Source organism: Steroidobacter flavus, assembly GCF_042651805.1.
GTDB classification, from domain to species: Bacteria; Pseudomonadota; Gammaproteobacteria; order Steroidobacterales; family Steroidobacteraceae; genus Steroidobacter; species Steroidobacter flavus.
Genome location: NZ_JBHSDU010000002.1, coordinates 287026 through 301029, shown reverse-complemented (window position 1 = coordinate 301029; position 14004 = coordinate 287026). Strand labels below are relative to the sequence as shown.

The window sequence follows — 14004 nt, the reverse complement described above, 5'->3', positions numbered from 1 at the left end:
CTAAATCGCTGCTGCTCTGGACCACCGCTCTCATCCGATTACGGCCCACCATCACCTGCAATGGCTATCGGATCAACAGAATTACTTTACCCTTCCCCAATTTGCGATCTTGAACGTTCCGCCTCCTCCCGATTGAGCTGAAACAGTGCCGGAGCCGCAGACACGGCGACACGCGCGCGAATGCGCGGTGAGCGTCTCGCAAGAAGACGCTACTGTGAATAACCCAATAATCCCGCACCGACGACCACTACCCCCAACCTCCCGCTAACCCTCCCCCATCCACATCGACCCTCACCCGCAACCTTACCCGTCACCCAAACAACCCAACCGGCTATCTCACGCAAGCCCCCGCAGAACAAATCGACCCTCCCCATTGCCGACTCAACACGCCGGCGGCGCTCGACCCGAGCGATGCGCAGCGAGCAAGTGAGGACGGTAACAATCGAGTCTTGACACGGTCACGCGTCAGTAACGAATCTCACCTGAACACCACGGAGGGATGGCCGATTCGCCGCGGTGTCACGCGCGATGCATGTGACAGTGATGTTTCTTTATTGTGACGAAAGCATTCCTCGTGCCGTTCCACATCAAGGAGAGATTCATGACTTTATCCGTGATCTGCGCCGGCTATGCCCGTACCGGCACGACTTCGCTGGGCAACGCGCTCGAACAGATCGGCTGCGGGCCGTGTTACACGATGGGCCATGTCGGCATCGGCAGTCCCTGGCAGACCGCGCAGTGGGAAGCGGCGCTCGAGGGGCGAGAGGTCGATTGGGATCGGGTGTTCGAAGGTCACCGTTCGGTCGCCGCGCTGGCGGGAACGTTGTTCTATCGTCAGCTCGCGGAGAAATATCCAGACGCGAAGGTGATCCTGACGGTGCGCGATCCGGAGGCCTGGTTTGATTCCACCACGGCCATGCTTGGCTCGAGCCTGTTGCCGGCGCTCGAGGAATTCCCATTCCGGCACCTGCTCATGAAAGTGTATCGCGCCGCTTACGGCGAACGTTTCGACGATCACGATGCGCTCATCGCGACCTTCCACAAGCACAACGCCGAGGTGAAGGAATATTTCTCGTCGGATCGGCTGCTGGTATTCGACGTACGACAGGGCTGGGGTCCATTGTGCGAATTCCTCGGCGTCACCGTCCCGGAGACGCCATTCCCGCGCACCTGGGCGCGCGACGTGTGGGACAAAGACCTGTCCACAATGCGCGCTCGCTTCGAGAAGCTGTATGTCAGCGGCTGGGTGTAACCGGGACTGCTCGTCGACCCACCGACGACAGCAAGCGAGAATCAAGAAACACGGGCTGCGTGAGAGCGCGCAAACCATTGGAATCCACGATCGCAGCACGGACATAGCCTTCATCGCCACGGAACGTATATGACGCCTTGAGGCCCGCAACCTCGGCAAGCACGCGACCGTTCTTGCCGATGAAACGAGTGGTGAAGCGACGATTGTCCTTGCCGCCCCGAGGATTGATGGGCTGTTTGATGCTGAGCGCGACGCCGAGGCGGTCGGCGGAATAGTCCTCCAGCGAGATGCCGTTGGACGCGTAGAACTCGCCGTTACGCATCGCTTCGAGCAGCGCGTCGGGCGTCAACTCCGGCGCGTGCACGACGATCCAGGCCTTGCCGGGGCGCGTGCTGTCGAAATCGTCCAGGTGCAGATAGTCGTGACTGTCATCGCTGGCCACGGCCCAGGCCAGCTGACCGCGACTCAACAACACGTCCCACAGCTCCTCGGTGGAGAGCGAGGTCTCGCCTTTTTCGTTCGTGCCGCCGGCGTTGTTGGCGATCGGAAATGAATTCCACACTTCCAACAGGAACGGGCCCGCGATTTTCGCCAGATCGTCGGGGCGCACCGACCAGTGCAGATTGGGATGATTCACCTGCGGCAGAGCGCCGGCCTGGCGGAGTGCGCCGATGTTTCTCGTATACGTGTCGGACATGGTGATGCCCTTCGCGATGTTGACTCCTTCATCGCTCCCGATCGGCATCACAGTGTGCGGCAACCCGATGCCGTTCACATGCGCCTGCCGCTTGCCATCGGGATGAGTCGGGTCCGCGAGGACCTGGGTCACTTCCTGACCTGGCAGCACCAGAAAGCGCCCCTCCGCGCCGAACAGCGTATTCAACGGAGCGACGTCCGCGACATACTCATGATCCGTGATGACCACGAACTGATAGCCATGCTCCCGATACCAGCGCACCACCGTATCGGGCGATGCGTTCCCGTCCTGGTTCAATGTGTGCGTGTGAGTGTTACCGCGATACCACTGCAGTTTCGGCGTCTGGGCATGCGCCGGCACCAGGCTCGAAAACAGCGCGAACGTCGCAACAGCATTCAACCAACGAATCTTCATACAAACAGTCCCTCGGGAAATCAGAAGCTCAGCGTCATGTCGATGCCGACGATGCGGCTGTAATCCGGCGGCAGGAAATGAGTCACCTGGTTGTCGACCACGATGCCGCTGGTGTGGAACTGGTCGGTCAGGTTCTTGCCATAGATCTTGGTCACGATGCGGGAGTCGTCGCTGCGCAGGCCGAACGAAGCGCCGAGCAAGCCATAGCCGTCCTCGATGCCGTTCGGGCTGCCGAGCGCATTCCATTGCACATCGCTGCGCCAGCTGTAATCGACGGTCGCGAAGCCGTGCCAGCGCCAGTTGAACAGCGGGAATTCCTGTCGGGCGGACACGTTGAAGTTCCACTCCGGCGTATTGGGCAGACGCGCGCCGGACAGGTCCTGCACGTTGCCGACGCAGGTGTTGGTCGTCACCGATTGTTCGGGATAGCACGGTGCGTTTGGAAAATTCTCGAACTGCGCATCGATGTAAGCGCCGTTGAAACGCAGCTCGGTCGCTTGTCCGAGCGCGGCCGCGAGCTCCAGCTCCACACCCTGCGTGCGCACCTCGTCGGCATTCAACAGAATGATGCGAGCGTTGGGATTGCCGGGCAGGACCAGGCCGCCCTGCGTTTGAAAGTCTTCGAACCGGGCATGGAACGCGCTCAGGTTGAGCGTCAGTCGGCGGCCCCAGAACTGCGATTTCCAGCCGGCTTCGTAGCTCGTCGAGGTCTCCGGGCGCACCGGCTGCGCGTCGCCGAGCACAGTCGAATTCACATTGAAGCCCGGCCCTTTGAAGCCGGTCGCGACCGACACATAAAACATTCGATCGGCATCGATGCGCCACTGGCCACCAACCTTCCACGACACCTTGCTGGCCGTCGCGGAGTCGCTGGTCGTGCCGAGCGGATGGCCGGCGCGACGAGCGCCGTCGGGCGTCGGCTTTCCTGTGATCGTCGCGTCCACAGTCTCATGAGTCCAACGCAGGCCGCTGGTCAGCCCGAAGTGATCGGTGACTTCCAGGTTGGCTTCCGCGAACGCGGCGTAGTTCAGCGTCTCGACCTCGTTGACGTAATTGCGCGCAGTCCGCGTCGTGGTACCGACGACGAGCAAGCCGGGCGCCGGATCCCACAAGCCCACCTCAATGTTGTCGGTCATCGCGAACAGGCCCGCGACATACTGCAAACGCTGATTGCTCGGCGAAGCCAGGCGCACTTCCGTCGAGTACTGATCGAGATCGGTGAAGCCGCGCACGTCGCCATCGTTCAGCGGCGTCAACCACGCGTACGTGCCTTGGTGAAAGTCCTGCTCAAAAAATCGGTAAGCGCCCAACGCCGTCAGCGTGTGCTCGCCGATGTCGCGATCCCATTGCAAAGCGGCGCCGCCGGATTGATGGCGGTTGACGCCGAGCGAGTGCGCGTTGATCTTGTCGTTCTCGGGACCGACGATGGACCCGAGCGAGTCGCGCACGTACTGCGGCGTCACTGGCGTAAAGGCGCGAATGATATTGGTGCCGGCATCGTTCTTCTGCTCGACATAGTCGGCCGAGAGTTTCAGCGCATCCACGTCCGTGGGCTTGAACAACAGCTTGCCCCGAAAGCCGACCTGATCGTCGACCTCCCACTCGCTGCCGTCGTAGACGTTCTCGACGAAGCCGTCGCGCGACTTGCGATACGCGGCCAGCCGTCCCGTCAGCTTGTCATCCAACACCGGGCCGGACACCGAGCCGGTGAATGTTTGTTCGTTGTGAGTTCCGTAACCCACCGCAAGCTCGGTTTCCGGCCGCTCGGTCGGGTCCTTGGTAGTGATGCTGATCACGCCGGCGGACGCGTTCTTACCGAACAACGTTCCCTGCGGGCCGCGGAGAATTTCCACGCGAGAGGTGTCGCTCAAATCGGGAAATGCACCGGCCTTGGCGCGTGAGATCGGCACGCCGTCGATGACGATGCCGACGGAGTCTTGCACTCCCGAGCTTTGCGTCTGAGTACTGATACCTCGCAGAGCGATCGACGGCCCCGAGCCGAAGCGGCTCGGATTGGAAACAAAGGTCAGGCCCGGCGCGACCGCATCCATTTCGGTGACGTTGACGATGTTGAGCTGCGCGATCGTCTCGCCCGTCGCGGCGGCGATGGATGCCGGCACATCCTGCAATCGCTCTTCACGCTTGCGTGCCGTCACCGTCACTTCTTCCACCGGCGCAGACTCTTCGCTCATAGCGGCGCGCGGCGCGACGCTCGCCACTGCCATGGTGGAAGTCGTTCTCCTCTGCGGCGCCTGGCGCAACACCACCGTCCTCGCGTTGACGCGCGCGACTTCCAAACCCGTATCGACCAGCAATCTCGCGAGCGCATCGTTGGTCGTCAACTCGCCATTGACCGCGGCCACTTTGATCTCGCGGCCCGAAGTCGAGCCGTCGTACATAATTTGCAAGCCCGACTGCGACGCCAGCGAATCCAGTGCATCGACCAGATCGCCTGCGGCAATGTCGAATTGGCGCATCTCGTCGCCGAGTTCAGGCGCGGCGAGCGCTGCTCCACTCAACAAAGTGCACAGCAATGCTGTACCGACCCGTAACCGCATGGCGACGCGCACGGCGCGAGAAATTGCTGACATCGATGTTGTGCCCCACATCGTTGCTGACGACAGGCGACTCGCACGAGTCGCGGCTACCGTGTGAAATGTCACGAGGGGCCGCACCCCTACCTATGTCACAAAGGGTTCACAAACAATCGCAATCGCGTTCATCGATGCCGTCGTCGAGCATGAACTGAGCGGCGATTCTTCGCAGTGTCACGATGCACTTGCCGAGTACGCAACGCTGACCTGCTGCTACCTGACACCGACCTGACGAAATCCGCTGGCGGGATGTCAGGCGCCAGTCGGCACACTGCCGACTTCCGTCGACAGCACTGCGCCGCTCATGTCCCGATCCTCGTCTCTTCTTCTGCTTGGCTTGCTCGCACTAAGCGCCGCTGTTCGCGGCGACGATCTGATGACGTCATGGCAAGCAGCGCGGGAATACGACGCCAACTTCGCGGCCGCCCAGGACACACTTACAGCAGGCATCGAACAAGCGAATCAGGCGATGGCGACCGTCTTGCCCCAACTCGACCTCGTCGGCTCCGGCGAGCATCGCGAAGAGAACTACCGCTCCGGCAATCCCGACGAGAAAGCCAGCGAGCGCACTTCGGGCCGCATCACCGGATGGTCGGTGTCGCTGTCGCAGCCCATCTATAACGCCAATGCCTTCGCCGACCGGGCACAGCTGCTCAAAGGAGCCGATAGAGCGCGAATCGCGTTCCGTGTCGCCGAGCAGGACCTGATCCTGCGCACGACGCAAGCCTGCTTCGATGTGCTACTCGCGCAGAACAATCTGACCCTGGTGCGCGCTCAGAAGGACGCGATCAGTCAGCAGCTCGCCCAGGCGAAGAAGACGTTCGCGCTCGGCCTTTCGACGATCACCGACACGGATGAAGCGCAGGCCCGCTACGACACGATCATCGCCGCCGAGATCGCGGCACGCAGCGACCTGCAGGTCAAAGCAGCGGCCTACACTCACTTGACCGGCCTCGATCCGGGGCAGCTGCGAACGCTCGGCGATACGACGCCGCCGATCGATCCGCCCCGCGACACGCTCGCCACCCTCTTGGAACAATCCGAGCGCAACAACCTGACGCTGCGGTCCGAGCAGCTGGGCCTGGACATCGCGAAAGCCGAGATCGATCGCTATCGCCTGTCGCACTCCCCCGTCGTCGCCCTCGTCGCCAGTTATGGTCACGACATCGAAGACGGCAACATCTCTTCTTCAGGCTGGCGCGACCGCACCGACACGGGCGTCGTCGGCGTTCAAGTCACCGTCCCTTTGTTTAGTGGCGGCGCTCGACAATCCCGGTTGCGTCAGGCGAAAGCGAGCGCCAACGCCAGTGCCAACGTCCTCGAAGCTCTGCGACGCGATGTGAGACTGCAGACCCAGCAGTTCTATCTCGACGTCGTCAGCGGCGCCGCCCGACTGCGCGCTCTGGATCAAGCACGCATATCAGGTGCGTCAGCGCTGCAATCGAGCAAGACCGGACGCGATGTCGGCGTGCGTACCACGCTCGACGTGCTCAACGCCGAGCAGGCGTACTACCAGACGCTCTACGACCGCACCTCGGCCCGCTATCAATATCTGTTCAGCCGCCTGCAACTCGCCGCATCGCTCGGCGAGCTCACCGAGCAGCAGCTGGCCGTGGTCAATACCTGGCTCGATTCTCCTCCGTCCACCGCTCCCGCCGAGATGCTGCCGTGATGTCGCTCAAGAAACATTGGTTTTGGGGCGCAGCCGCGCTCGTCGTCATTGGCGCGGTACTGGTCACTCAACAAGGCAATCAAGCTGACGCCAAGAGCGATGCGCCCAAACTGTTGCCGGCAGTCCGCGTCGGTACGGCGCAGACGCTCGATCTGCCGGTGCAAATACAAGGTCAGGGACATTTAGTTGCTCTGAATCGGGTCGACGTGCGCCCGCAGATCACGGGAATCATTCGAAGCGTGCACTTCCGCGAAGGTGAGGACATCCACGCCGGGCAACTACTGTTCGAGATCGATCAGTCGGAAGCGAAAGCCCAGCTCAGTCGCACGCAAGCGCAGGCAGCGCAGATCAAAGCGCAGCTCGACGATGCCGATCGTGACTATCATCGCTCCACCGAATTGGTGAAAGCCGGGTTCATTTCACCAAGCGCCGCCGACACCAGCGCGAGCAAAGTGGAATCTTTGCGCGCTCAATATGAAGCGGCGCTCGCCGAAGCTGAAACCGCCAAAGTGCAGCTCGGTCATACGCGCATTCTCTCGCCGATCGCCGCACGCGCTGGCGCTGTCGATGTTCATCCGGGTAGCCTCGCCGAAGTCGGCGGCTCGGTGCCGCTCGTCACACTGCTGCAGTTCGATCCGATCGGCGTGGAGTTCAGTCTGCCGGAATCGCAGCTCACCTCGATTCTCAAGGGACGCAGCGAACAAGCCCTGCACATCCAGTTGAATACTCCCGACGGTCGGCAGGTCGAGGGACAGCTCACGTTCATCGACAACACCGTCAATCGCAATACCGGCACCATCAACCTCAAAGCGAGCTTTCCGAATGCCTCGGGCACGTTGTGGCCAGGTGCGTTCGTTCGCGTGGACTTACAGGCCGGCCTCGACCGCAACGCTACCGTGCTGCCGCCGCAAGCGCTGATCGAAGGCCCCACGGGTCATTTCGTCTACGTGCTGAACGACGCCAACGAAGTGAACGCGCAGCCCGTCACGCTGTTACGAATTCAGGATGAACAAGCCGTCGTCGAAGGGCTGTCCGGCACGCCGCGCGTGGTGATCGAAGGCAACCGCAATCTGCGCGCCGGCATGAAAGTTCAGGTGCGCTCATGAATCTCTCTCGTTTGTGCCTGCGCCGCCCGGTCGCAACCTCATTGCTGTGGCTCTCGGTAGTCGTCGCAGGCCTTGCCAGCTGGACGCAACTGCCGATCGCAGCGCTGCCCAAATATGAGACGCCGAACATTCAAGTGAAGGCGGTGCTGTCCGGAGCGAGTCCCGAAACCATGGCGAGCTCGATCGCGACGCCTCTGGAAAAACAGTTCTCGGCGATCGCAGGTCTGGTGCGCACCTCCTCCACGAACATTCAGGGCGAGACCAAGATCCAGCTCGAATTCGACGCCTCGCGCAGCATCGATTCGGCGGCCACTGAAGTACAAGCGGCGTTGTCCAATGCAACTCGTCAGCTGCCGCCCGAGATGAAAACGCCCCCGAGCTATTCGCGTGTGAATCCGGGCGACGCCCCGATCCTCACCTTGGCTCTGAGCTCGCCCACCCTGACGCTGGGCCAACTGAACGCCTATATCGACAACCTGGTCGTTCCGGCAATGTCCGCGGTGAGCGGCGTGGCTCAGGTGAATATCAAGGGTCACAAACGATTCGCGGTGCGCGCCGAAATCGATCCGGAGCGCTTGACCGCACTGAATCTCACGCTGGATGAAGTCAGCGCAGCGTTGCAGTCGGCGAACTCGAACACGCCGCTGGGTCAGCTGGATAACTCACGGCAAATGCTGTCCCTGCAGATGCCCAACCAGCTCAAAACCGCCGATGACTTCGCTCAAGTAGTGGTTGCCACACGCGACGGTCAGATCATCCGCCTCAGCGATGTGGCCAAGGTCCGCGACAGCATCGAGAACACTCAAAGCACCAGCGACGTAAACGGCGAGGATGCGGTGCTGGTCGAAGTCAACCGCCTGCCGGAAGCCAACACCGTCGCCACTGTCCAGGCGATTCGCGAACTGCTGCCTCGACTGAAGCAGCAACTGCCCGCCTCCATCAAGATCGTCGAGTTGAACGACCGCTCGCTGTCCATTCGGGAAGCGATTCACGACGTCTACCTCACGATGCTGCTGACGGTCGTCCTGGTGGTGCTGGTGATTTTGTTGTTCCTGCGCCATGGCCGCGCGACCTTGATTCCCGCCCTCAGTCTGCCGATCTCGTTGCTCGGCACGTTCGGGTTGATGCATCTGCTGGATCTGAGCCTGAACAGCATTTCGTTGATGGGACTGACCATCGCCGTCGGCCTCGTGGTCGACGATGCCATCGTGGTGCTGGAGAACATCATGCGGCACATCGAAGAAGGCATGCCGGTGAGAGAGGCGACGCTGCGCGGTGCCGGCGAGGTCGGCTTCACGGTGCTCTCGATCTCGTTGTCGCTGGTCGCCGCGTTCATTCCCATTTTCTTTCTGCCGGGTACCGTGGGCGCGCTGTTTCACGAGTTCGCCATCGTGGTCTCGTTGTCGATCCTGGTCTCTGCCGCAGTGGCGCTAACCCTCATTCCAGTGCTCGTGCCGACCCTGCTGAAACATCGAAAGAACCAGCACGAGCCGCGATGGGCGCGACACACGGAGCGAATGATCCAGGCGACCACGAATGCTTACGGCAGACTGCTCGACGTAGCACTCGCTCGCCGGGGATTCGTACTCGCCCTCGGCGCCGCCACCATTGCACTGACGGTCTGGCTGTATGTGATCGCGCCGAAGGGATTCTTCCCGCAGGAAGACACGGGGCAGATTGAAACCAAAGTGGTCACGTCCCAGGACATGTCGTACGAAGGCCGGCTCGCCATCGTTCGTCAGCTACAACAAGTGCTGCAGAAGGAGCCCGCAATCGCGACGTTGGCATCGAAGGTCGATCACGATACCACGCGCCTCACCATCGGCCTGAAGGATCGCAGTCAGCGTCCCGCCATGCCGGAGGTCCTGCAGAGCTTGCGCGCACACTCGAACTTCATGCCCGGCGTGCGCGTCACCTTCAGCCCGGTGCAAAACCTGAAGATCGGCTCGGGCAGCTCGGCGAGCGCCAACCAATACATCCTGCAATCCGTCGGCAGCGATGAGCTGAACCGCTGGGGCGATGCCCTGCTGGAGGAGCTGCGCAAGTCGCCTGTGTTCGCGGAGGTGCAGAACGATCTGGAGCGCGAAGGCTTGCAGATCACTCTCGATATCGACTATCAGCGTGCCGCGCAGCTCGGGGTCGATATGAGCAACATTCGTAGCACGCTCTACTCCGCATTCGGCACGCGACAGGTGTCGTCGATCTATGCGCCCGCCGACACGTATCAGGTCATCCTCGAAGTCGCGCCCGAACGTCGGCGCGATGAAACCGACCTGTCGCGGCTGTACGTTCGCAACAGCACCGGCGGGCTGGTGCCGTTGAGCTCGTTTGCCCGCATGGTCCGCGAACGCGGCGTGCTGGCTGTCGAGCACGAATCACAGCTGCCCGCGATCACGTTCTCCTTCGAGCTCGCGCCCGGCAAGTCCCTGTCCGATGCCTCCGTTGCGATCGAGCAAGGTCGCGAGGCCATCGACATGCCCACCACGATCTTCGGCAAGTTCGGCGGACAAGCTGCGTTGTTCGTCCAGTCCCAGCATACAAATCTGTGGCTGATCCTGATCGCTGTGGGCGTCGTCTACGTGGTGCTCGGCATGCTGTATGAAAGCTGGATCCATCCAGCGACCATCCTGCTCGGCATCCCCTCCGCCGCACTCGGCGCCCTGCTCTGCTTGCGCCTGGTCGGCATGGAGCTCACGGTGACCGCGATGATCGGCGTGCTGTTGCTGATCGGCATCGTGAAGAAGAACGCCATCATGATGATCGACTTCGCCATCGAGCTGCGACGAAACCACTCGATGGGGGCCGCGCAGGCCATTCGTCAGGCCTGCTTGCTACGCTTTCGTCCCATCATGATGACGACGCTGTGCGCACTCATGGGAGCCGTGCCGATGGCGCTCGGCATCGGCGCCGGCGCCGAGATTCGTCAACCTCTCGGCGTCGTCGTGGTCGGCGGCCTGTTGATGTCGCAGCTGATCACGCTCTTCATCACGCCGGTCTTGTACGTCACCTTCGACCGACGTAACAAATCGACCGTGCGCGAGCTCGACTACTCCAACGAAGCGATCGCTTAAGGCAGCGATCGAACAACGCGGAATCCGAGCGTGTTGTTCTGACGCTTCGAATCGTCACCCGCGTAGCGGAGTGCCGAACGCACCGCTGAGGGCTTGTTATACCAGCCACCGCCCCGGTCGATGCGACGCGTGCAGTCTCCCGTCAGCCAGGCGTGACCGTCCGTCGGCGCGCCTTCATACGTTTCGTTATAACAGTCCTGCACCCACTCCCACACATTTCCGACGGTGTCGTAGATGCCGAACGCGTTCGGCTTGAAGCTGCCGACGGGCGCGGTCTTGGCGTAACCGTCCTTGCAATCGTGCAGCGTCCAATCCGGATGTTCGACCTTCAGGGTCTGATCGCCCACGTTGCCGAATTCGCAAGCTTGCGTCGGCTCGTTGCCCCAGAACCAGGGCGTGGTCGTACCGCCGCGCGCCGCATACTCCCATTCCGCTTCGCTCGGCACGCGATACTGTTTGCCGGTCTTCTTGGACAACCAGCTCGCATAGCCCATGGCCATATCGAAGTTCACATAGATCACGGGGCGTCGCCCTCGGCCCCAACCATCGTCCTGCACAGCCTCGCAGGCTTTGGCGGCTACACAAGCGTCCCATTCATCAAAGGTCACTTCATATTTGCCGATGGCGAAGGGCTTGGCGAACGTCACTTCGTGAGCCGGCGCTTCATTCGCATTGTGACCGAACTCGCTGCCGTCCGAGCCCATAACGAACTTACCGGAGGGCACGATTACCATTTCAGGGCACTCGGCGCAGTCCTTGTTGCCCGCCGACGACGCGCAGCCCGAGCCCAGCGTGGCCCAGCCTAAAACTAATAAACACGCGCCGATCTGGTCACGCTTGGCCATGAATCACCCTGTTGCGGTTGTTCTGACCACTATTCACGGCGAGCCGCACGTTGTCCAGATCGCGGCGGGTATATGATCATCAGGTCGAAGTCATCGCCGAACCATGACGACGACCTTGGCGTCGCGAACCACAACCTTGGCCTGGATGTCGGCCGCGACGAGCTGATCCCACACCTTGGGATTGACGATGGCCACCGCCTCGACCTGCTCGTTCCAGCGGGGCACGAACTCATCGACGTTCTCGATCCAGTGCTGACGTTGCGGATCGAACTGCAGTCCGAGCTCCCCGCGATACTGGACGGCGGTGCAAGTTCTTCGCAGCTGAAACGGCAGCGTCTGCCAATACATGCCGACGCAGTAGAACGGCGTGTCCGGACCGAGATGAGGTGCGACCTCCGCTGCCAGGCCCTGGCGCCCTCGCGTCAACTCGATCGAGTTGCTACCGCAGATCAGGACCGTGAGCGCGGCGACGAATCCCGCCGCGATCGTGCCGATGGCACCGTGAACATTCTGTCGTCGGAGGATCAAACAACCGACGACGCTAGCCATGCCGATCACTGCAGCCATCTGCCCCCATTCACCGATCTGCAAGTAAGCCGTGCGTTTGATGCCAGGAGGAATCAGCGCAACGATGATCAGGCTGCTACACGCCAGCAGCGTACAGAAGATCGATGCTGAGACCATGATGGACCGCGCGATGTCCGGCGTTTCGCGTGTCCGCAACCAGTTCCCCGCCAACAACGCGAGCGGCATCATTGCGGGCACGATGTATGGCGCGAGTTTCGATCCCGATAACGAAAAGAACACGACCACGGTGACTGCCCAGACCAGCAGCAAACGTTCCGCAGCCAGCACCTTTCCTCCGGCAGGCGTGCACGCCTTCGCGATGACCGCTCGAACCATCGTCACGAGCCAGGGAATGACGCCGACAAACAGTATGGCCAGGAAGTACCACCAGGGCTCGGCTCGCCGATGCGTGGTAGTGGTGAAGCGGGCCAGGTGCTCATGTAGAAAGAAAAAATTGAGGAATTCCGGATTGCGCGCCGAGACCAGGACGAGCCAAGGCAGCGTCAACGCGGCGACAATGAGCACGCCGGCAAGCGGATGCAATCGCCGCCAGAAAGACACATCTTTGTAGATCAACGAATAGATGCAGAGGGTCAGTCCAGGCAACACCAGCGCGACCAGCCCCTTCTGCAGGAAGCCGGCCGCAAGCGCCAACCAGCACAGCCACATCCATCGACGCTCGGCTGGCGATCGTTCGGCAGCTCGTTGCGCGACGATGAAACAGGCCAGCGCCGCGTTGAGGAAGAATGCCAGGCCGATGTCCAGCGTATTGATGTGCGCGACGACGAAGTACAGCGGACAACTCGCCAGAATCAACGCTGCCAGCATTCCGGCGCGCCGATCCCACAACGTGCGCCCGAGCAGATAGGTCACGACGATGCCGAGCAGCCCGAGCGTTTGCGACCACAGCCGACTCACCCAGGGATCGAACCCAAAGACCCGATAGGCCAATGCCGTCGCCCAATACTGCAGCGGCGGCTTCTCGAGGTACGGCATCGCATTGAGATGCGGTGTGATCCAATCGCCGCTCGCCACCATCTCGCGCGGGATCTCCGCGTAGCGTCCTTCATCGGGCTCCGTGAGCGTCCGATAGTTGGCAGTCGCAAACCACAGCACCACTCCGAACGCAATCAACGCCGGTGCAAGCCAACGCTGGATCAGCAAATCCAGGGGGCGAGGCGCAACGACGGCAACCGATTCGGGCGCTCGCTTCACAATGACTTCCTCAACGGCGGGCATCGGCGCGTTAGACGACACGACCTTCGAGATCAGTCGGCAGTCGCACTTACGTCAGCAAGCTGCAACAATCGCGATTCGCCACGCCGCGCGGCGCTCGAGGAGATTTCAGATGGGGTTACAAATGAGTTGGCTGCACTGGGCCTTGTCGTCCGCGGTGTTCGCGGCACTCACCGCAATCTTTGCGAAAGTCGGTCTGGAAGGGATCAACTCGGACATCGCAACGATGATCCGCGCCGTCATCATTGCGCTGCTGCTGGCGGCGTTCGTTCGATATAGCGGTCAGTGGGTCAATCCACTCACCTTTTCCGCGCGCAACTGGACCTTTCTGGTGCTGTCGGCATTGGCCACCGGCGCTTCGTGGGTCTGCTACTTCCGCGCCCTGCAGTTGGGCGAGGCATCCAAAGTCGCGCCCATCGACAAGCTCAGTGTGATCCTGGTCGCGATCTTTGCCGTCGTATTTCTGGGAGAGCGCCCGGCGCTCAAGGATTGGGCCGGCATCTCACTGGTCGGCGCGGGCGTGTTGTTACTTGCGATCAAGCGCTAGCTC

At 61.6% G+C, this 14004-nt stretch carries 9 protein-coding genes; 5 read left to right on the top strand and 4 right to left on the bottom strand.

Annotation, left to right across the window (positions count from 1 at the left end; translation table 11 throughout):
• Positions 1–601: 601 nt before the first annotated feature.
• Complete coding sequence (locus ACFPN2_RS05410; protein ID WP_380595604.1) at positions 602–1252, top strand: sulfotransferase family protein; 651 nt, start codon at positions 602–604, stop codon at positions 1250–1252.
• Here the strand turns inward: ACFPN2_RS05410 and ACFPN2_RS05405 are convergent.
• A complete protein-coding gene (locus ACFPN2_RS05405) occupies positions 1236–2363 on the bottom strand; it encodes a CehA/McbA family metallohydrolase (RefSeq protein WP_380595603.1) in 1128 nt (375 codons plus the stop codon). The two genes, ACFPN2_RS05410 and ACFPN2_RS05405, sit on opposite strands and share 17 nt — an antisense overlap.
• A 20-nt stretch (positions 2364–2383) precedes the next feature.
• A complete protein-coding gene (locus ACFPN2_RS05400; RefSeq protein WP_380595602.1) occupies positions 2384–4954 on the bottom strand; it encodes a TonB-dependent receptor in 2571 nt (856 codons plus the stop codon).
• A gap of 379 nt (positions 4955–5333) precedes the next feature.
• Here ACFPN2_RS05400 and ACFPN2_RS05395 point away from each other — a divergent pair, with 379 nt between their 5' ends.
• The 3 genes from ACFPN2_RS05395 to ACFPN2_RS05385 are packed head-to-tail and all read left to right on the top strand — an operon-like array spanning position 5334 to position 10806.
• Positions 5334–6629: a TolC family outer membrane protein gene (locus ACFPN2_RS05395; protein ID WP_380595601.1), complete on the top strand. Its 1296-nt coding sequence runs from the start codon at positions 5334–5336 to the stop codon at positions 6627–6629.
• Positions 6629–7735, top strand: a complete 1107-nt coding sequence (locus ACFPN2_RS05390) for an efflux RND transporter periplasmic adaptor subunit (protein WP_380595615.1) — start codon at positions 6629–6631, stop codon at positions 7733–7735. Before ACFPN2_RS05395 ends, ACFPN2_RS05390 begins: the two co-directional genes overlap by 1 nt.
• Entirely contained in the window at positions 7732–10806 is a 3075-nt protein-coding gene (locus ACFPN2_RS05385; RefSeq protein ID WP_380595600.1) for an efflux RND transporter permease subunit, read from the top strand. Before ACFPN2_RS05390 ends, ACFPN2_RS05385 begins: the two co-directional genes overlap by 4 nt.
• Here the strand turns inward: ACFPN2_RS05385 and ACFPN2_RS05380 are convergent.
• Positions 10803–11651 (bottom strand): formylglycine-generating enzyme family protein, encoded by an 849-nt coding sequence (locus ACFPN2_RS05380; RefSeq protein ID WP_380595599.1) that lies wholly within the window; start codon positions 11649–11651, stop codon positions 10803–10805. The genes ACFPN2_RS05385 and ACFPN2_RS05380 overlap by 4 nt on opposite strands.
• Positions 11652–11741: 90 nt before the next feature.
• Positions 11742–13433, bottom strand: coding sequence for a phospholipid carrier-dependent glycosyltransferase (locus ACFPN2_RS05375; RefSeq protein WP_380595598.1), 1692 nt, complete (start codon positions 13431–13433; stop codon positions 11742–11744).
• 145 nt (positions 13434–13578) lie between these two features.
• Between ACFPN2_RS05375 and ACFPN2_RS05370 the strand changes: the two genes are divergently transcribed.
• Positions 13579–14001, top strand: coding sequence for an EamA family transporter (locus tag ACFPN2_RS05370; RefSeq protein WP_380595597.1), 423 nt, complete (start codon positions 13579–13581; stop codon positions 13999–14001).
• The last annotated feature ends 3 nt before the right edge of the window (positions 14002–14004 follow it).